This is a genomic window from Klebsiella sp. CN_Kp106, from assembly GCF_040064575.1.
Classification (GTDB): Bacteria; Pseudomonadota; Gammaproteobacteria; order Enterobacterales; family Enterobacteriaceae; genus Klebsiella; species Klebsiella michiganensis.
In genome coordinates, this window is sequence record NZ_JBEAIG010000015.1 from 1 (window position 1) to 18,977 (window position 18,977).

General features: G+C 54.3%; 19 protein-coding genes. 7 read left to right on the forward strand and 12 right to left on the reverse strand.

Annotation, left to right across the window (positions count from 1 at the left end; translation table 11 throughout):
- From ABLU96_RS08915 to celB, 4 genes are all read right to left on the reverse strand, one after another.
- Positions 1-256 (reverse strand): transposase (locus ABLU96_RS08915; RefSeq protein ID WP_348862454.1); only part of this gene is annotated, 256 nt, incomplete at its 3' end.
- A 233-nt stretch (positions 257-489) separates the two neighbouring features.
- On the reverse strand, positions 490-1,947 hold the full coding sequence (locus ABLU96_RS08920) for a leucyl aminopeptidase family protein (protein ID WP_064405030.1): 1,458 nt from the start codon (positions 1,945-1,947) through the stop codon (positions 490-492).
- Positions 1,948-1,950: 3 nt separating this feature from the next.
- A complete protein-coding gene (locus tag ABLU96_RS08925; protein WP_009652191.1) occupies positions 1,951-2,904 on the reverse strand; it encodes a N(4)-(beta-N-acetylglucosaminyl)-L-asparaginase in 954 nt (317 codons plus the stop codon).
- A gap of 4 nt (positions 2,905-2,908) precedes the next feature.
- Entirely contained in the window at positions 2,909-4,228 is a 1,320-nt protein-coding gene (gene celB / locus ABLU96_RS08930) for a PTS cellobiose transporter subunit IIC (RefSeq protein WP_004851095.1), read from the reverse strand.
- 153 nt (positions 4,229-4,381) lie between these two features.
- Here celB and ABLU96_RS08935 point away from each other — a divergent pair, with 153 nt between their 5' ends.
- Positions 4,382-5,203 (forward strand): homeodomain-like domain protein, encoded by an 822-nt coding sequence (locus ABLU96_RS08935; protein WP_038424545.1) that lies wholly within the window; start codon positions 4,382-4,384, stop codon positions 5,201-5,203.
- Positions 5,204-5,314: 111 nt separating this feature from the next.
- Here ABLU96_RS08935 and ABLU96_RS08940 read toward each other — a convergent pair whose 3' ends face one another.
- Positions 5,315-5,644 (reverse strand): NIPSNAP family protein, encoded by a 330-nt coding sequence (locus tag ABLU96_RS08940; RefSeq protein WP_025106264.1) that lies wholly within the window; start codon positions 5,642-5,644, stop codon positions 5,315-5,317.
- A 289-nt stretch (positions 5,645-5,933) separates the two neighbouring features.
- Here ABLU96_RS08940 and ABLU96_RS08945 point away from each other — a divergent pair, with 289 nt between their 5' ends.
- From ABLU96_RS08945 to ompC, 6 genes are all read left to right on the forward strand, one after another.
- Complete coding sequence (locus ABLU96_RS08945; protein WP_064405027.1) at positions 5,934-6,743, forward strand: ABC transporter ATP-binding protein; 810 nt, start codon at positions 5,934-5,936, stop codon at positions 6,741-6,743.
- A 24-nt stretch (positions 6,744-6,767) separates the two neighbouring features.
- Complete coding sequence (locus tag ABLU96_RS08950; protein ID WP_064405026.1) at positions 6,768-7,724, forward strand: ABC transporter substrate-binding protein; 957 nt, start codon at positions 6,768-6,770, stop codon at positions 7,722-7,724.
- The gene (locus ABLU96_RS08955) at positions 7,721-8,719 is read left to right on the forward strand and encodes an iron ABC transporter permease (protein WP_348862456.1); all 999 of its coding nucleotides are present in this window, start codon (positions 7,721-7,723) and stop codon (positions 8,717-8,719) included. Before ABLU96_RS08950 ends, ABLU96_RS08955 begins: the two co-directional genes overlap by 4 nt.
- A 430-nt stretch (positions 8,720-9,149) precedes the next feature.
- On the forward strand, positions 9,150-9,656 hold the full coding sequence (locus ABLU96_RS08960) for a hypothetical protein (protein ID WP_014229447.1): 507 nt from the start codon (positions 9,150-9,152) through the stop codon (positions 9,654-9,656).
- Between the two features lie 330 nt (positions 9,657-9,986).
- Positions 9,987-10,463 carry a WbuC family cupin fold metalloprotein gene (locus ABLU96_RS08965; protein WP_004851079.1) on the forward strand — a complete coding sequence of 159 codons (477 nt, stop codon included), beginning with the start codon at positions 9,987-9,989 and terminating at the stop codon, positions 10,461-10,463.
- Between the two features lie 698 nt (positions 10,464-11,161).
- Complete coding sequence (gene ompC / locus ABLU96_RS08970; RefSeq protein WP_025106268.1) at positions 11,162-12,247, forward strand: porin OmpC; 1,086 nt, start codon at positions 11,162-11,164, stop codon at positions 12,245-12,247.
- Between the two features lie 131 nt (positions 12,248-12,378).
- On the opposite strand, the gene ABLU96_RS08975 is transcribed toward ompC, so the two are convergent.
- The 7 genes from ABLU96_RS08975 to ABLU96_RS09005 form a co-directional block, all read right to left on the reverse strand.
- Complete coding sequence (locus ABLU96_RS08975; RefSeq protein WP_004851075.1) at positions 12,379-13,641, reverse strand: PTS transporter subunit IIC; 1,263 nt, start codon at positions 13,639-13,641, stop codon at positions 12,379-12,381.
- An 89-nt stretch (positions 13,642-13,730) separates the two neighbouring features.
- Positions 13,731-14,726, reverse strand: a complete 996-nt coding sequence (locus ABLU96_RS08980; RefSeq protein ID WP_014838545.1) for a 2-hydroxyacid dehydrogenase — start codon at positions 14,724-14,726, stop codon at positions 13,731-13,733.
- A gap of 16 nt (positions 14,727-14,742) precedes the next feature.
- Positions 14,743-15,504, reverse strand: coding sequence for an SDR family oxidoreductase (locus tag ABLU96_RS08985; protein WP_047723785.1), 762 nt, complete (start codon positions 15,502-15,504; stop codon positions 14,743-14,745).
- Between the two features lie 11 nt (positions 15,505-15,515).
- The gene (locus tag ABLU96_RS08990) at positions 15,516-17,054 is read right to left on the reverse strand and encodes an FGGY-family carbohydrate kinase (RefSeq protein WP_064405022.1); all 1,539 of its coding nucleotides are present in this window, start codon (positions 17,052-17,054) and stop codon (positions 15,516-15,518) included.
- A gap of 20 nt (positions 17,055-17,074) precedes the next feature.
- On the reverse strand, positions 17,075-17,626 hold the full coding sequence (locus ABLU96_RS08995) for a glycerol-3-phosphate responsive antiterminator (RefSeq protein ID WP_064405019.1): 552 nt from the start codon (positions 17,624-17,626) through the stop codon (positions 17,075-17,077).
- A 14-nt stretch (positions 17,627-17,640) separates the two neighbouring features.
- Entirely contained in the window at positions 17,641-18,432 is a 792-nt protein-coding gene (locus tag ABLU96_RS09000; protein ID WP_004851066.1) for a phospho-2-dehydro-3-deoxyheptonate aldolase, read from the reverse strand.
- Positions 18,433-18,746: 314 nt separating this feature from the next.
- A complete protein-coding gene (locus ABLU96_RS09005) occupies positions 18,747-18,887 on the reverse strand; it encodes a hypothetical protein (RefSeq protein WP_004851064.1) in 141 nt (46 codons plus the stop codon).
- Between the last annotated feature and the right edge of the window lie 90 nt (positions 18,888-18,977).

The window sequence follows — 18,977 nt, forward strand, 5'->3', positions numbered from 1 at the left end:
CGGGGTTGATGATGGACACGGTATACCCGGCATCACTCAGATGCGCGGCCGCGTCCTCCATGTAGGTGCTGGTGGACTCCATGCAGACATGGGCACGGTTCACGTCATGGCCGCGAAGCCAGCGGACCAGCGCTTCGTGTCCGGAGAGGGTATTGTCAAATTTTTTACAGCGATGCCGGCCATCAGGGCGAAGAATATCGACATCCAGTTTAGCTTTGGCGACATCAATACCGATGAAGTGGAGTTCATTTTCCATAGTGAAACCAACCTTGCAAATACGGGTTACCGGTGAAAGCCGGTCCATGATACTGTCCGGTTTATCACATGAGAAAGAACGGCGGTCCGGTGCAAAGGATCTACGGAACAGGCGCGAAAGCCTAAGCCCGGACACGGCATCCGGACCGCCATCAGAGAGAACTGGCCGGTTCTTTCTGACGGAGTAATCATACAAGCCCGGACAGATGCGCAGCATCGCCTCCGGGGAGGGTGTTAACTCTCGTCGATATCGTCGAGCAGATGCTGAATCAGTAGCGGAATCGGCCGGCCGGAAGCGACGCTTTTACCGCCTTCGCGCCACAGCGCCGTGCCGCTGACGTCGAGATGGGCCCAGGGGATCTCCGGCGGGCAAAAATGGTGCAAAAGCCAGGCGGCGGAGGCGCTGATGGCCGCATTATTGCCGGGCGTATTGCACAGGTCGGCGATTGTGCTTTCGGTCTGCTTCTTCAGCCTGCTATCCAGCGGCAGCGACCAGACCTCATCCCCGCTTTTTATTCCTGCCCGGGTTAACCCCGCCCGCAGCGCGTCGCTTTGCGTCATCAAGCCGCTCAAATCGTAACCCAGCGCCTTAACCACCGCGCCGGTAAGGGTCGCAATATCAATAATATAGTGCGCCTGCGGATGCTGCTGGCTCGCCCAGGCAATGGCATCGGAAAGCACCAGGCGGCCTTCAGCGTCGGTATTATTGATCTCTACCGTCAGGCCATTACAGGCCCGGGCGACGCTGCCCGGCTGCATGGCGGCGGGGCCAATCGCGTTTTCCGCCAGCGCCAGTACGCCCATTGCCCGCACCGGTAGCGCCAGCTCGGCGATGCTCAGCATCAGGCCAAGGACGTTGGCCGCGCCGCACATATCGTACTTCATGGTGTACATCCCGGCGCCTTCCTTGAGCCACAGTCCGCCGGTATCAAAGGTGACGCCTTTACCGACGTAGCAGCGAACCGGGCCCTCGCGGACGCCATCATAATGAATCGCCAGCAGGCGCGGCGGGCGTTCAGCGCCTTTACCCACCGCATGCAGCAGGCCGAGCCCTTGTTCGACGATCGCTTTTTCATCCAGAACTTCGCAGCGCAGCGTGGGGATATCCGCGCACAGACGCCGGGCTTCTTCCACCACGTACTGCGGGGTACACTGCTCCGCAGGCAGATCCGCCAGCCGCCGCGCGGCGAGCATGCCATGCGCCGTGGCCCGTTGACGATGGGCGAGGATGTCCAGCGCCGACCGCTGTTCGGGTAAGGCATAGAGGGCGAGCTGGCGCAGGCGTGGCCTGGCGGCTTTCACCTGATGCAGGCCCAAATCATCAAGCTGCCAGTCGAGGTTAAACAGTTCGCGCAGCGCTTTGGTTAACGCGCCGCTGCTCTCTTCCAGCGAAGCGTCGAGGATAAGCGTTTCGCTCACCGGCTTTTTGCATAGCGGCCGCAGCGCCTCGGCCAGGCCATCGTTCAGCGTCTCCCTCCACAGCGGTGGCGGAATGAGGGTGATGCGGGCGAAGGGGGAGCAGCCGAAGCGGGTATCCGCCACCTCGCCGCGGGCGGCCTGTTCCACCATTTCCGCGAGCAGCGGAACGGCATTGAGCGGGGCCTGGGCCAGCAGTGTGCTGCCGGGCCAGGTCACCAGATGCGCGCCGGTGCAGTCGCTATCCAGTTGATTAATCAGACGATAATCCAGCATGGCTTACTCCTCGATGGGGGCGCGAATGCGTGCGGCATAGGCCTGCATCCATTCGTCGTCCACCGGCCGATAATGGGTTTTCTCCCGAACGCGCTCGGCGCAGAACACGGTCAGCGGCTGCGTCGCGCTGGCGACCACAAAGGAGAAGGTTTTGATATTGGTGGCGGCGCCGAATTCGCCGCGCCGGTTCATGCACACCACCGAAAGGTCGCCCGCGCGGCCAAAGCGCGACATCAGTTTGTCTTCCAGCTCGCAGACCACCGAGTCCGCCGCCTGCTGCGGCGTCATTCCCTGGGCCATTCGCCGGACGATTTCGTAGCTGGTGCAGCCTTTCATCAGATCTTCACCGACGCCGGTCGCCGTGGCGGCGCCGGTCTCGCTATCGCAGTAGAAACCGGAGCCGATAATCGGCGAATCGCCCAGCCGTCCGCGCTTTTTCATAAACAGGCCGCTGGTGGAGGTGGCAACGCTCATGGAACCCTGTTTATCAAGGCCAATAATGCCCACGGTATCGTGGCCGTCGTAAGGACTGAGGCCTTTATCCAGCGTTTCGCGACAGCGCTTCCGGTAATGCTGCATCGCGCGTTCGGTCAGCATCGCTTTGGCGGCGAATCCCTGGCTTATGGCCCACTCTCTGGCGCCCTGGCCGACCAGCAGACTGTTGTAGCGCTGACGGCTCAGGGCGTGGGCGACTTTCACCGGGTTGGCAATATCCACCAGATTACCCACCGCGCCGAAGGCCAGGGTATCGCCATGCATAAAGGCGGCATCCAGTTCGACCTCGCCGTTTTCCGTCGGCAGGCCGCCGTAGCCCACCGATTTGTACAGCGGAAAATCTTCTACCGCCGCCACCGCATTGACCACGGCGCTGGCGGTATCAGCGCCGGATGCCAGCGCCGCCGCGGCTTCGGTTACGCCTTCCAGCGCCATTCGCCAGGTGGCAATCATTCCCCACATTGGTTTACTCCTGTTTTGCAAGCGTGTTGTCCGTTTCAGCACGGGCGGTGACTTCCGCCGCGCGATACTGCTTATCGACGATGCGCATGAAGGGCAGGTACAGCATGGCGCCAATCAGCAAATTGAGGATCTGCATCACGCTGCCGCTAAGATGCCCGGTGACGATAAAACCGCTGATCACCGGCGGCAGCGTCCAGGGGATAAAGACGCCGGTGGTGACGGCCACCGCGCCGATCTTCATCGCCGCGTACTGCACCGTGACCAGCACCAGCGGCACGAGGTTAAACGGAATCAGCATAATCGGGTTCATGATCACCGGCAGGCCGAAGAGGATGGGTTCGTTGATATTAAAAATGGAGGCGCCGGCGCCGAGGCGGGCAACTTCGCGCATATTTTTGCTGCGGGCGAAAATCAGCATCGCTATCACCAGCGATAGCGTTGCGCCCGCGCCGCCCATCCAGATCATATCGAAGAACTGCTCGGTGATAATGTGCGGCGGGGTGACGCCGGCCTGGATAGCGGCGATGTTGTCGGTCTGATTTTCCATCCACAGCGGACGAATGATGCCGTTGATCATCGAACCGGAGTTAATGCCGACCGACCACAGAATGGTAATGCTGAAAACGGTCATCAGCGCGCCGAAGTAGGAGGTACCGTAATGGCGTACCGGCGAGGCGACGACCTCATAAATAAACTGGTGGATGGTGGCGTAGTGCGTGTGCGCAAACCCGATGCGAATCGCCAGGATCAGAATCATCACCAGCAGCGCCGGGATCAGCGCGGCGAAAGACTCCTGCACGGCGGGCGGAACGCCGTCCGGCATCTTAATCACCAGCTTTTTGCGTTTTAGCCAGCAGAAGAGTTCGGTCCACAGCAGCGAACCGATCATGGCGACGAATAAACCTTTGGTGCCGATCCACTCCACGGGGATCACCGTGATGCCGCCGTTTTCTGCGACCTTAATGAACGGCGTGAGGATCAGAAACCCCACCAGTGAGAGGATGCCGCAGGAGATGCGGTCATCGCCGTAGTGCTCCGCCAGACGGTAGGCCACCAGGAAGCTGATAAACAGCGACATTGTGGAAAATACCGCGTTGAACGGGATTTCGATAATTGCGCTCCAGCTCGCGCCGAAGGTGCTGGCCATAAACTGCTGGTAGCTCTGATTGGGGAACGACGAGATCACCAGCAGAATGGAACCGACAATAATAAAAGGCATGAATGAAACGTAGGCGCCGCGAATAGCGCCGAGGTGACGCTGCTGAGCGGTTTTCGCCGCCAGAGGCATCAGTTTGGCTTCAAGAAATCCCAGAACATTGTTCATTGTGAACTCCGTACAAGATCGACAGGGCTGTGTGTGTTATCTATGGCGGATTATGAGAGAAAGCGGTGGGCTGAAAGGTGAAGCGGTTCACATTGTATTCTCTGCAATAATATATATCTCATATGATTGGTTATATTTCCTGTAGAGGATCGTATGGAAATTAAGCTGCACGCTAATGCCACCACCACCCCCAGAACGCGTAAATATCTTCAGGAATCGACGAAAAGCGACCGGGAACTGGCGCAGGAACTGGGGATTTCCATTACTACGGTTCGCCGCTGGCGCAACCGCAGCCAGATTTCCGATAACCACACCACGCCGCATTTGATACACAAAGTACTGAGACAAGAGCAGGAGATTCTCATTAACGCCCTCCGCGATGCGCTGCGCGCCCCGCTGGACGAACTGCTGTTTATGGTGAATGAGGGGCTGGGCATCGCTATTTCCCGCGCCACGCTAAACCGCTATCTGCGTCCTGCCCATGAAGGACGGAAAAATGCCGCGCTGCAGGGGAAAAAAGCGTTAAAGGCGGGAATGCGCGCGGATACCCTGACGCTGCACTATCGCCAGCTGGCGCTGTCGATGGACGACGGCGGTGAACATCATCTGCTCTGGGCGCAGGAGCCGATCAGCGGCTGGTGCTTTGGCCGCATCTATAGCGGGATCTCTCCCGCGCTGGTCGATAGCTGGCTGACCGAGGCGCTGAACGCCTGTCCGGCGCGTATACAATGTCTTGAGATTTATGCTCATAAAGGCTTTCAGCCCGCGCGCGCGGATCTCTCTTGCCGGACGGTGGCGATGGCGGAGCGCGGAGCGGTACAGCTCAGCGAACGATTAGCCGACGTTATTCCGGCGCTGGATGAACCGGACGCGACGCTGCAGCGGCTGTGCGCGCTGTGGAACCGGGGACGGGCGCAAAAAAAGCTGGGCGACACGACGCCCCAGGGCTTTCTTGAGTCGTTGAATCAGAACTAACGGTGGCGTCGGAGGCAGGCACGGCAGCCGCGTTTTGCCCGGGCCCCAGAATCTCTGCGACAGCAAAAGAGAGCGCGTTTTTTGTTGGGCCACGCCAGCGGCCCTGGAGGGTCAGCCGTTTCGCAGGCCATCAATCGCGCTGTCGCTCAGCAGCATAACCGTTTTTACGCTGACGCTGATCCTGTCGATAATGGCCTGTCGCGGGCCTTCGCGCCAGGCGGGGCTGCTATAGAAGCGCGCCTGGGATGCGTTTAAATGCGTCAGGTCCTCATAGGCCCGGATCAGGTAATAAGCGTCGTTGTCATCAACTGAATTGCCGAAGGAGACGATATCCATTCCGGCGGCGCGATGACAGGGGGCGCTTTGTTCCTTCATTATCCGGTGAAACTCGTTCCCGGTCCCCGGTTTAAGGGTGTAAAGCAAAAACTCTACCGTTTTCATCCTGACGTTTCCTGTTCACATTCACTGAGTTTGCTGCAAGAGAGCACTGTCCGGCTATTAGAACAACTCCCCGTGGTTTTGTCGCTTCTCTTTGGCATGACGGCAGCGCGGGTTGCATTTTCCACCTCTTTTTTGATATGTTATATCATAACATTTATGGCATTATAAAATATGTGACTATTTACCTTTCTTTTTAAATGATAATGATTATCATCACCACCTGCCGATCAAAATTCAAAAGAGCGCGTGTTTCGCTCATCCACGCTGAAGAGAGAGGGAGAGGCGGCTAATGGAGGAGAGTTTGACAAAGAGTGGAAAAGCCGATGATCCCGTGCTTAGCGTCAATATCGCATCATTGCCGCGGCCCGGCGGCGGGGAAATGCTCTCCGGCATTCATTTCAGCGCCGGTAAAGGAGAGTGTCTGGTCGTCATTGGACCCAACGGCAGCGGGAAAACCACTTTATTACGCGCGATAGATTGCCAACTGCCGTCGCGGGAAGGCGACGTACGGTTATATGGCCGATCCATTGCCGCATTAACCCGGCAGCAGCGAGCCCGGCAGATCGCGGTGCTTGCGCAGAATGATACCCCCGACCTGCGTCTGGCGCTTGAGGATTATGTCGCCCTCGGGCGGATTCCCCACGCCCGGGATATGTCGCGTCGCGAACACGACATCATCGTAACCCGCGCGATTAACGATACGGGATTGCAGAGGCTGCGTAAGCGACCGCTCTCCGCGTTATCCGGTGGTGAGAGACAACGGGCGGCGCTGGCGCGGGTACTGGCCCAGGCGCCAAAACTGCTGCTGCTGGATGAGCCCACCAACCACCTTGATCCCCACGGCAGAGTGGAGCTGCTGTCATTAGTGAAAAGCCAGGGAATCACGGTCGTTGCGGTATTGCACGATCTTTCCCTGATTGACGCCTTTGCCGATCGGGTTTTGCTTTTATCGCAAGGGCGCGCCGTGGCCTGGGATGTGCCGGAGCGCGTGCTTGTTTCACAACGGCTTTACCCGGTCTTCGGCTTGACCAGCTTTACCGTACCGCATCCCATGACCGGGAAGGCGCTGCGGATTTTTGAGGTGCCAGGCTATGCCTGATAAATTACCGGAGGATAACGCAGCATGAATAAATGGTTTGCAGGGACGATGGCGTTTCTTTTTATTTCAGCGGCGAACGCGGCGGATTTTCCCGTCACGATTGACAGCTGCGGAACGCCGGTGACCTTCACTCAGGCGCCGAAAAGGGCGGTCATCCACGACCTTAATATGTCTGAAATGGCTTTTGCTCTCGGGTTGCAGGACCGCATCGTTGGCTTAACCGGCATTACCGGATGGTACAAAATGACCCCGGAATTTAAACATCAGATGAGATCAATTCCCGAGCTGGCGCCGAAATATCCCTCTCTGGAGACGCTGCTGGCGGCAAATCCTGATTTCTTTTTCGCCGGCTGGAATTACGGCATGAAGGTCGGCGGGGAGGTCACGCCTTCCGTGCTCGAAACATACGGCATCAAAACCTTTGTGCTGAGCGAGAGCTGCGTCTTTACCGCCTCTCAGAAACAAAAAGCGAGTATGGACCTGCTGTATAACGATGAGCTGACGCTGGGCAAGATTTTTGGCAAGCAGCACGAGGCCCGTACGCTGGTCGACGGCTGGAAAAAAACGCTGAATGCGCTGCCTAAGCCGCCGCAGGGCGTGCAGCCATTAAAGGTGTTTGTCTATGATTCCGGCGAAGATAAGCCCTTTACCAGCGGACGGTACGCCATGCCGACCGCGATTATCGAAGCGGCGGGAGGGAAAAACGTGATGGACGACCTGGAGATGAGCTGGGGGACCACCTCCTGGGAGAGCGTGGCGACGGCGGAACCCGATTTTATTATTCTTCTCGATTATCAGACCGGCAGCGGCGCTGATTCGCTGCGCCGTTTCCTCGAAAATCATCCGTTAATGAAACAGACGCCGGCGGTGAAGCAGCAGCGTTATCTGAAGCTGCAATATGCTGAGTTGACGCCCGGCCCGGCGAATATCAACGCGGCCGAAAAGCTGGCTCATGCGATGTATCCTGCGGCCCACCAATGAGCGGGACTCACTATCGCTACTACTGGGCCGCGTGGGGGGCGCTGCCGTTATTAGCCGGCTTGATGCTGCTCAGCGTGGCTAAAGGCAGCGTGCCGCTGTCGCTTACCCAGGTTCTCGGCGCCTTTCGGCTGCTGGATGTGCCGGTTTCGGAGATGATCGGACGTATTGTCATTGATTTGCGCGTGCCAAGAACGCTGCTGGCGGGCGCGGTGCTGGCCATCGTGGGCGGTCTACTACAGACCACCACGCGCAACGATCTGGCCGATCCTTTTTTATTCGGGCTTTCCTCCGGCGCATCGGCGGGAGCGGTACTGGTGATCACCCGATTCGGTGAGCGGCTTGGCGCGCTGACGCTGCCGGTGTCGGCATTCGTTGGCGGCATCTGCTCGGCGGTGGCGGTGATGCTGCTGTTTCATTTTAAAAAGCAGCGTGGCGCAGAGCACCTGGTGATCTGCGGGTTGGCGATCTCCTTTTTATTCGGCGCGCTGACCAGCTATCTGATTTTCTCGGGCGACCAGCGGGCCGCCAGCTCGGTGCTGTTCTGGTCGCTGGGTGGGCTCGGTCTGGCGCGCTGGGATAATTTGCCCTACGCCCTGTTCAGTCTGCTGCTTCTAGGCGCATTCATACTCCTGCGCTGGCGCTCCCTGGATGGCTTACTGGCCGGTGAGCAGACCGCGCAGTCGCTGGGCATTAACGTTACCCGCCTGCGAATGGAGGTGTTTTTCTGCTGCGCGTTAGCAACGTCGCTGCTGGTGGCCCTGACCGGGGTGATTGGCTTTATCGGCCTGATGGTGCCGCATATGTGCCGCTATTTTTCTGGCGTAAAACATCTGCTGCTGCTTCCTTTATGCGGCCTGTGGGGCGCGGTGCTACTGTGCGGCGGTGATATCGTCAGCAGGACGCTGCTGGCTCCGCAGGAGCTGCCTATCGGGATCATTACGGCCGGCATCGGTGGTCTCTTCATTATTATTTTGCTGGCCAGAAACCGTTCATAAACTGAGTCGCGCCGGGTCGCTGCCTGGCGCAGACTTAAACGAAGGGCAAACAAATGCCCGGAAGTCAGCGCGCGCATGCGCTTCGGTTCATGCGCAATTCCCTCATTGGTAGTTTTATCTTTTGATAAATTAATTTTTTCAATGTTATTCGTTAATTATCATCTCTGTCGTAGAGTGATATGCTGCTAATCTCTCTTTAACCGATGCATCGTAAGAAAAATCCTAAAGTAAGCGTGGGGATGAGCGCTGTCTCCGGGCCAGTGAAAATCCCATGGTTTACATTTCGCAGGGATTTTTCTGAAATTCACTCGTCTGGACAATAAATATTAAACAAACTTATAATTCACCCACTTCACTCATGGGTATATCCCCATGGCGCCTATTATACGCATTTCTATAAAGGATGATTGCACTTTCATGAGGGAAAGGAATGTTAACTATTTTCAGCCATAATCATTTTTTTAAGAAAGCCATACGTCTGAAAATAAACGACATAAAAGCGGTCAGAAAGGCGAATCTGGTCGATTTGTGCTTAACAAAGTACGCATCCAGCAGCTGCGCGCAGTTTCATTTTTTAATAAACAGCTTTGAAATGAAAAAGAATTTTGTTTGTTTCCGGGTTGAAGGTAATATTATTTGTTTGATAAACAAAAGGCGCACCGCACATATCGCCAGTATTATCGCCAGAGTGACTGATGGCATCCCCGTGGGAGAGGACATCACGTTAACAGAGAGAGAATTTCAGTATATTTTTATTATGAAATTTACCGTACTGGCAAAAGATTACCCGGAGCTGCTCGGCATTTCGCCCAAGGCCTACAGCAGCTATAAAAGAAGATTAATTGAGAAGTTCGGCTTTAACTCATTTCATGCGCTACTGGCGCTGTCTAATTATTTACACGCTTTTTCGCTGCTCGATAAATTTACGCCGGATTAATTGCTGCACCTGCATGCGTGACTATACCTTTATCTTCGCACTCTCATCTTATTTTTCCGCCTGCCACGACTGTTAAGGAGCGCACTCACAAAGTGTCTCTTTTTCATGTCATCTATCCCATGTCTTGCCTCAAAGGGCGAGCGGGGGACAAAGGAACCCCACCACGATCTGTTCTCGTCATTTCTGGCGCTTTGGGACCGCGGCATCAGCGTCTATAATCCGCACAGCGATGTGTTCCGCGAGCGGCGAAGCTAATCGTCTGTTGAAAATAGCATTAAGCCTTACGACAACCTGATTGCCGTAAGCTGCCCAACTACAATAAAGGCTTATATGAAACAAATGACGTTGAGTGACCTTCGGCAACAAAGCGAACAGGCTGCAGCTTCGCCTCGCTTGCGTGCCCATCGTAATTTCCACCCTGACTTAAGCGATCCGGTGCAACGCCTGGCCGTCGCTATGGAGCCGGGTACCTATGTTCGGCCTCACCGCCACCCGCACACTTTTGAACTGCTGACATCCCTTAGCGGACGTTTTGTGGTGTTGACCTTTGATGATGCTGGCAACGTGACCGAGCGCGTGGTGTTAGGCGAAGAGTGTAAGGTGCTGGAGATGGCGGCGGGTACCTGGCATGCCGTGCTGTCGATGGATAAAGGCGGCGTAATTTTTGAGGTTAAATACGGTGGTTACCAGCCGGTTTCTGAGCAAGACGCGGCCCCGTGGGCGCCAGCTGAAAACGCGCCGGGAACCGCCGAGCTAATGAAGTGGTACGCCCGGGCGCAAGTGGGTGATGGCGGTTTTACCCTGTAATCCAGGTATTGCGCGGGGAGCAGCCCCGCGCCAGCTTCCTTTACCCCCGATACGGATAAGCCGTTCCCGGCGCGTCAGCGGCTTATCAAACTGGTGACAAGCTCCTGGCTCTATTTATTCATAGTATTTATTCATAGTTAAATTTATCCCCTGAAATAGGGCTGGCGATATCCCTTTCACGAAAGTGTTAAACACATCTTAAACCACTATGCTATAATTTTTACGGTCTTTGTAAAGAATCTTCAATAAAGAAATATGGTCATTTCGGCACTATAATTTATCTGCGGGGAAGGATCGGAATATACTTGTTAATAGCCGATCAGGGGAATCAGTGGCTTTATGAATAAACATTAATGATTGCTTGTGTAAATTATAAGCTATTGATTTTTATTGTTTTTAACAAATTGCAATCTTTAATTTATCTAATCATTAGAATTTCCTTATGATAATTTATCTATTTTAGTCAAACCTTCTGCATCTCTGGGTTGCGTAAGGCGTGATTCAGAATATTTGCCAACGCAATCAGTGAATGATTGATGTACATCAATTAACAACCGCTGTTGTCGTCACAGTTATGGTATTTGGTATAAAAAACTGGAACTTTTAATTTCAAGTCTCTTTGCGAATTATCGCATAATAGCCTCGCTCAGAAGGCATCTGAGATTTGAAATTTTATTAATAGTTAGGGACGAAATAATATGAAATTAAAATTACTAACAGTGGCCGTCTCTACACTTCTTGCTGCAGGAACCGTGCAGGCAGCTGAGGTGTATAACAAGGACGGAAACAAACTCGACCTCTACGGGAAAGTGACCGGCCTGCATTATTTCTCCAGCGATAAGTCAGAAGATGGCGATCAGACCTATGCCCGTCTGGGCTTCAAGGGTGAAACCCAGATCAACGACCAGCTGATCGGCTATGGCCAGTGGGAATATAACTTCAGCGCCAATAACGTTGAAGGCGACAACTCCGGCGACAAAACGCGTCTCGCGTTTGCCGGCCTCAAGTTTGGCGAATTTGGCTCTCTGGACTACGGCCGTAACTACGGCGTCGCCTATGATATCGGCGCCTGGACCGATATGCTGCCGGAGTTTGGCGGCGATACCTGGACCCAGACCGATGTCTTCGCCACCGCGCGTACCACCGGCGTTGCCACCTACCGTAATAGCGGTTTCTTCGGCCTGGTTGACGGCCTGAACGTCGCCGTACAGTACCAGGGCAAAGAAGAGGGCAACGGTCGCGATCTGGCGAAACAGCATGGCGACGGCTGGGGTCTGGCCTCGACCTATGAGTACGAAGGATTTGGCGTAGGCGCGGCCTATGCGGCATCCGATCGCACCGATGCGCAGGTCAGGGAAGGGCGCGTGAATCCTGACTTCTACGCCCGTGGCGAAAAAGCGGAAGTGTGGGCGGCCGGTCTGAAGTACGATGCTAATAACATCTACCTGGCAACCACCTATGCGGAAACCCGCAACATGACGAAGTTTGGTAAAGGCTATATCGCCAATACCGCGCAGAACTTTGAAGTTGTGGCCCAGTATCAGTTCGATTTCGGCCTGCGTCCGTCCATCGCCTACCTGAAATCAAAAGGCAAAGATCTGGGCCGCTACGGCGACCAGGATCTGGTTGAATACGTAGATGTCGGCGCGACTTACTACTTCAATAAAAACATGTCTACCTATGTGGACTACAAAATCAACCTGCTGGATGACACCAGGTTCACCAAAGATGCCAGCATCAGCACCGATAACATCGTTGCCGTGGGCATAACCTACCAGTTCTAAGACAACGCCTTTTATTGAACCATGCCTGCCAGCTTACCCTCCTGGCAGGCATTTTTTATACTTGAACGCAGGGCGAGACGAAAAAGCCCGACGCCGTTTCCCGCGCCGGGCTGAGTGAGAAAAGAGGGAGTTTACGGCGCGGTACTGAAAAACTCGCCGAATTTCACCGCCAGCCAGCCCACCGGGGTGGTGGCTCCGCCCACGATATTGGTGATTTCCGCCATCCCTTCCGGCACCGGAATGTTAGAGTTGACCGCCGCCTGGGTGTATTCCCGCGAAATATCCGTCCCGACGTATAAAATACAGGTGACCACCAGCGTGCCGGTGATAAACATGCGGAACATATTGCGTTTGCAGAACGGCGTCACCATCGCCAGCAGGAACATCAGCGAGGCCAGATCGACAAACGGCAGCACGCGGTTGCCCGGCAAAATAATCGCCAGCACCACCGCCATAGGGATCAGCAGCAGCCCGGTCGCCAGCACCGAGGGTTCGCCAATAAGCAGCGCGGTATCCATGCCGATATAGAAGTCGCGGTTGGGAAATTTCGCTTTCAGCTTCGCTTCCGCGGCATCGCGCACGATAAGCAGACCCTGCACTAAAATTTCGATCATTTTCGGCAGCAGCAGCATGGCGGCGGAAACTTTAATCGCCAGCGACACCGCGGCTGCAACATCGTATCCGGCAAGGAAGGCCAGCAGCAGCCCCAGCACGAAGCCCAGGGTCAGCGGTTCACCGAAGACGCCGAATTTTTTATTAATACTTTCCGGGTCGAAATTAATTTTATTAATCAGCGGGATCTTATCAATAATATAGTTACAGGCAATACCAAACGGCACGTAGGTTATACAGGTAAGATGGGGGAATGATATCCCTTTAAGATTATAGTTTTTTTGCAAATACGGTGCGGTTAAATCCGCCGCCAGCAGGGTTAAGATAAATATGCCGAAGGTAATGCCAACGGAGAGCCAGTAGTTACCGGTGCCGGCATACACGACCGACCCCATAATCAGGAAAATCCAGTAGTTGAATATATCGATATTTACCGTTTTGGTTAATTTAAGCAGCAGCATGGCGATATTGATAACAATAAATCCCACGACCACTGGCAGCATCAGCGGCGAGCCCCAGCCGATAGTGGAGGCGGTCGGCCAGCCGGTATCGACCACCGTCAGGTGCAGACCGATGCGTTCAACCATGGCCTGCGACGCCGGGCCGAGGTTGGTCAACAGCAGGCCGATCACCAGACCCACCCCTTCAAAACCGATACCGACCAGCATCCCGGCTTTAAATGCGGTGCCAATTTTAACGCCGAAGCACAGGGCGATAATAAAGAATATTACTGGCATCATCACTGATGCCCCCAGACTAATAATGCTGTTGATAATATCCATAATATTTCCTTAAAAGGCGGCCGAATTGGGCGCGAGCGAACCCGTGCCCAATGGGCCGTAGCAAAAACCTTACGCGGCTCTTTTAATATTTAACCGAGTTGCTTCAGCAAGATCTCAGAAAAAATCTTCGGCGAATTGCTGAAGGCATCAATAGTACTGCCGGCAATATGCGGCGTTATCGTGACGTTATTCAGCGAATAAAACGCGCTATCCTCCGGCAGCGGCTCATCATCAAAAGTGTCGAGGGCGGCGCCCATGATTTTACCGTCCCGCAGCGCGGCGATCAGATCGCCTTCATTAATTAAGCCGGAGCGTGCGGTATTGACGATAATGGCGCTCTCCTTCATTAATTCAAAATGATGCGCGTTAATCAGGTTTTCCGTTTCCGGGGTCATGCGGGCATGCAGCGAAATCACATCCGCACGGCGAACCAGCTCATCGAGAGAATCCACCTTTTCATAGCTGTCATGGCCGGGGACGTACTTATCGTAAAAGATAATCTCGCTGCCGAAACCGCGCAGGAAGCCGGCCACCAGCTGAGCGATATGCCCCAGCCCGACCAGACCCACCACTTTGCCGCCCAGTTCAGGAATGGCCCGGTGGTTAGGACTCTCTTTGCGCCAGAACTTATCGCGCAGCGCATCGTGCGAGCGGGCGATGTTGCGCATTTCCGCCAGAATCATGCCGACGGTAAACTCCGCCACGCTGCGGGCATTACGTCCTGGCGTGTTCATTACCTCAACTCCGCGCGCTTTGGCCTCCGCCTGATTAACGTTTTCAATGCCGCCGCGCAGCACGCCAACGTATTTAAGCTTTGGCAGCTTGTCGAATACCGCCGCGTTAACCGGGGCGAACTGGACGATCAGGATCTCAACCTCCTCAGCGCCCTGAAGCAGGGCGGCAGGCAGCGCCACCGCTTCGGAGCCTTGCTGTTCAACCAGTAAATTATCCTCCTGCAGTTTTTCAATCGACTCGTGCGACCATTCGCGCACTTCCACTGTAATACCTTTATCTTTCAGCGCTTTCAGACCCGCGTCCATCATCGCTGCATTGATAAACAGATCGGCAATTGCCAGACATTTCATAATGATTCTCCATAAATTAACGCATCAACATACCGCCGGTGACATCCAGAGTCGCTCCCGTCATATAGCTGGTTTTCGGAGAGACCATGAAGACGCCGATGTCGGCAATTTCGTGCGGCTGGGCTACCCGGCCCACCGGAATACGGCTGACGTAATAGTCAGGATTCTGCTCAATGTTTTTACGGATCATCGCGGTATCCATAATGCCGACGGCGATGTTGTTGACATTGATTTTCTGTTTCGCCACCTCGCGCGCCAGCGAGATAGAAAATGCCACCAGGCCCGCTTTACTGGCCGCGTAATGCGCATGACCGGTGGTCGAACCGTGGAAGGCCGCCTGAGAAGTGATATTCAGAATGCTGCCGGCCCGATCTTTCGCCAGGCAGTGGTTGACAAACAGCTGGCTCAGGTGGAAAACCGCCTTCAGGTTGACGTTCATCACGCTGTCCCACTCCTGCTGGGTGATTTCAGTGACGTAGCCGCTTAGCCAGATCCCGGCATTGTTGACCAGAATATCGGCGTTCCCCAGCCGCTCAATGCAGGTCGCGAACAGATTCTCCCGGCTTTGCTCATCGGAAAGATCGGTTTTCACCGCAATAATCTCGACGCTGGCGCTATTTTTTACCGTATCGATCAGCTGCTCCGGGCGCTCCTCATCATGCATATAGGTGAAGCAGATGTTGACCCCTTCTCTGGCGAGGGAAAGGACAAACTCTTTGCCCAGCCCCGTTGCGCCGCCGGTGACGATAGCCGTGCGGTGGTGTAAATTCAGATCCATACTTTCCTCGCTTAATGCGTAATGTAGTTACTGCAGCTTTTCCACGGAGACTGCATTTCCGATAGCAGATTTTTGTAGAGCTGATACTTATCCTGATAGACCTTGTTATTGTCCGGGTTCGGCGTGACCGTTCGCGAAACGTGAACCATCTCATTTGAGGCGGCAAAGACATCATCAAACCAGCCAACCATGACCGCGGCGGTCATCGCGGTGCCCAGGGTGCCGTGCTCTTTCACGTCGACAATCTCCAGAGTGGACTGGAAAATATCGGCGAATATCTGCAGCCAGACCGCAGAGTTAGTGACGCCGCCCGCAATTCGAATGGTGCGGCTTAGATCAGGGTTGATGTTGCGCAGACGTTCGGTGTGATAAAGGTGGCTGAAGGCGACCCCCTCGTAGATAGCGCGCAGAAAATGCGCTTTTTTATGGAAGCTATTCAGGCCGATAAACCCCGCGGAGGCGTCCGGGATGGTGTTGGAGCCGAAGACAAACGGGAAGAACAGCAGGTGGCTCTCGGCGGGCGTTGTCGTGGAGACCAGATCATTGCACAGATCGTAGACAGACGATCCCTGCGCCGCCGCGGCGGTGCGATCGCCTTCCATAAAGTTATTGATAAACCACTCCAGATTACTGGCGGATGTGGGGCTGGCCTCGGTAATTAACCATTTGCCCTCAATCGGATAAATCGAGGTCATAAAGAGATCCCGGTCGATAACCGGATGGTCGGTCACGTATTCATTGATGCTCCAGGTGCCGGTAATAATCGCCAGCTTATCCAGCGTATTGATGCCGGAAGCGACGGATGACGCCGAGATATCAAACACGCCGCCCGAGACCGGCGTTCCGGCACACAAACCGGTTAGCTGCGCGACGTCGTCGGTAATGTAGCCGCAGCAATCGGTGGAGCGTTTAATGGGCGGAAGCTTGTCGCGCAGATCGCCGAGCCCCCACCAGGCCAGCAGCGAGGCATCATAGTCACGGTCGCGAACGTTGATCAGGTTAGTCCCTGAGATATCGGTAAGTTCGAGAAAGGCTTCGCCGGTCAGATAAAAACGAATCAGATCTTTGACCATGAATATGTAGCGCGCGTTGTTCAGCGCTTCAGGCTCGTTCTCTTTCAGCCAGGCGAGGAGGGCGACGGGCTGGCCTGCCCAGATGGACTGCATGGTTTTGGGCAAAATGTCGCTGACAAACGTCGGGTCGCGGTACCACTTTTCAACCCAGCCCTTAGCCCGGCTATCGGTGGAAATGATCCCGTTGCGCACCGGGGCGCCCGCTTCATCCACCATATACAGCCCGTTGCCGTGGCCGGTGACCGCCACGCCTTTGATCTGGCTGGCGTCGATCCCCGACTGCGCGAGGGCCGTTGTAATGACTTCAACGTTGGCCGCCCAGAGTTCGTTGATATCTCGCTCGGTGTGAAATTCCTTCGGGGTCAGCATTTGCGTTGACTTCGACGCGCTGGCCACCACGTTGCCGGCGCGATCGTAAATCGCCGCTTTTGTGACGGTGCCGCCGTTATCAATGCCCATGACGTAGTGTTGTTTCATTGGCGTGGACTCCTTATGCGTTACCATAAACCGGGTTCGCTGGTGGTAATGCCTTTAAATCCGGCATGGAAGATTTTATCTACAAGGTATTTCCGCTTTACAAAGCCTCCGGCGATGAATATCACGTCAAAGCCTTTTAAATTCCGGCTAATCAATTCCAGACACTGGCAGGCATATTCAGCAGGTAAGATTTCAATAGCATCTGGCGGGTTATGCTTAACAATATCGATGGAGTGATCCAGCGAACGCGAGTCGATGAGCAATACCCGGAAGATAGTTAACAATCCCTCTTTTTTGGCATAGCGTAGGGCCGAGAGATTCGACGAAATAACACCATCAACCTTGTAGTAATTTTTGAGCAGACTGATCCCCGCCTGGTCGGGTTTAAAACCGCCCAGTAGCTCCAGGTGAATAAGCACTTTTTTGCCGCGCTGATGGCATTTGCCAATCAGCGATTGCAGGTTGCCGATATTTGCTTCGGATAGCAGTACGTATTCTGATGAGCAGGCCAGCGCCTGTTCAAAATGTTTATATTTTCTGACGGAAGGAATGATGGTGTTATTTAAGAACATATTAATATCCGATGTTATTTAGCCATGTAGAGGCTGTAGGCATCTTCCGCTGTGGCATTTTCATGGATGATGGCGTTCAGACCTGCTACTACTTTTGCCGGCTGTGGGTCCTGAGTAATATTGCGGCCCACCGCCACGCCTTTTGCACCCACCTGCATACAGTGCTGCACAAATTTAAAATAACCGTCGATGCCGGTTTTCGGGCCGCCCAGCGCGAGTACCGGCACGCCGGCCGCTTCGACGATAAGCCGATCATCTTCGGTACCGGTAAAGCGGGTTTTGATCACGTCAGCCCCCAGCTCAACGGCGATGCGGGCCGAGGCGGCGATAACGGCCGGGTTGTTGGAGTCGTCGCTGGTCACGGGATAGCCGTACGGCAGGGATTCCACGATCAGCGGCACGTTCCAGCGATCGGCGGCCTGCGCCAGCTGCATCGCCATGATGTGCGTTTTCTCTTCATTGAACGCGCCGGGGAAGGTCATACACACTACGCCTTCCGCAGCCACTTTCAGCGCATCCTCAATGGAAAAGACGGGAGTCGTATCGGGAACGGTATTATCAAAAATATTCACTGTGCTATCGACGCGTAATACAACGGGAACGCAATTGAAAACTTCGCGGAAATTTTTCAACATGCCATAAGTGACCAGCGCGCAGTCCAGGCCGCTTTCAACAAGGGCCGGAAGCTGATTTATCGTATTATCAATACCATTTGTTTTGCTTGAAAAATAGTAGCCATCCAGCGCCAGCGTGACGGATTTACCATCTTTTGCGAAAATGCGAGAGAGACGACGTTCTTTAGACATTTTTTGACTCCTGAGATAGAAAAAAACAAAAAAGGCCCTCAGAGACTTTCGTCTCTGAGGGCCTTCGATTCACTTACCCTTTTGATAATCGTTCAGCAATCCAAACCATTATCAATTAATTTTTCAGCCTGACGGGTAGGGTTTAAATGCTGTTTAATTTAAATCCGTTCCCTTGCTTGAATTAATTACTAGCATGCCTGCGTTCTTTCTGTCTAGCCGTTGTTGATAAACTGAGATGCTTATCACGAATTAAACTTGAGTTTAATCTTATCGGCGCTTGCGAATTTGAACACCAACAGCCGATTTTATTGTGCTTATGCTAAGAGTAAAAACTCTATCGTCAACTGCGCCAGCAGCAGCAGCAGGGCAATCAGCGCCAGCCATTTCGCCGGACGCAGCTTATGCTGCGGAATAGAGGTATTACGCAAACGCACGAACCATGGATTGTTTTTCATTATTGACGTCCTGTCCCTGATGTCTGTTAACGGGATCGACAGAAACTGAATGACGATCTAATTATCTGATATTAATGGATTAGTCGGCAA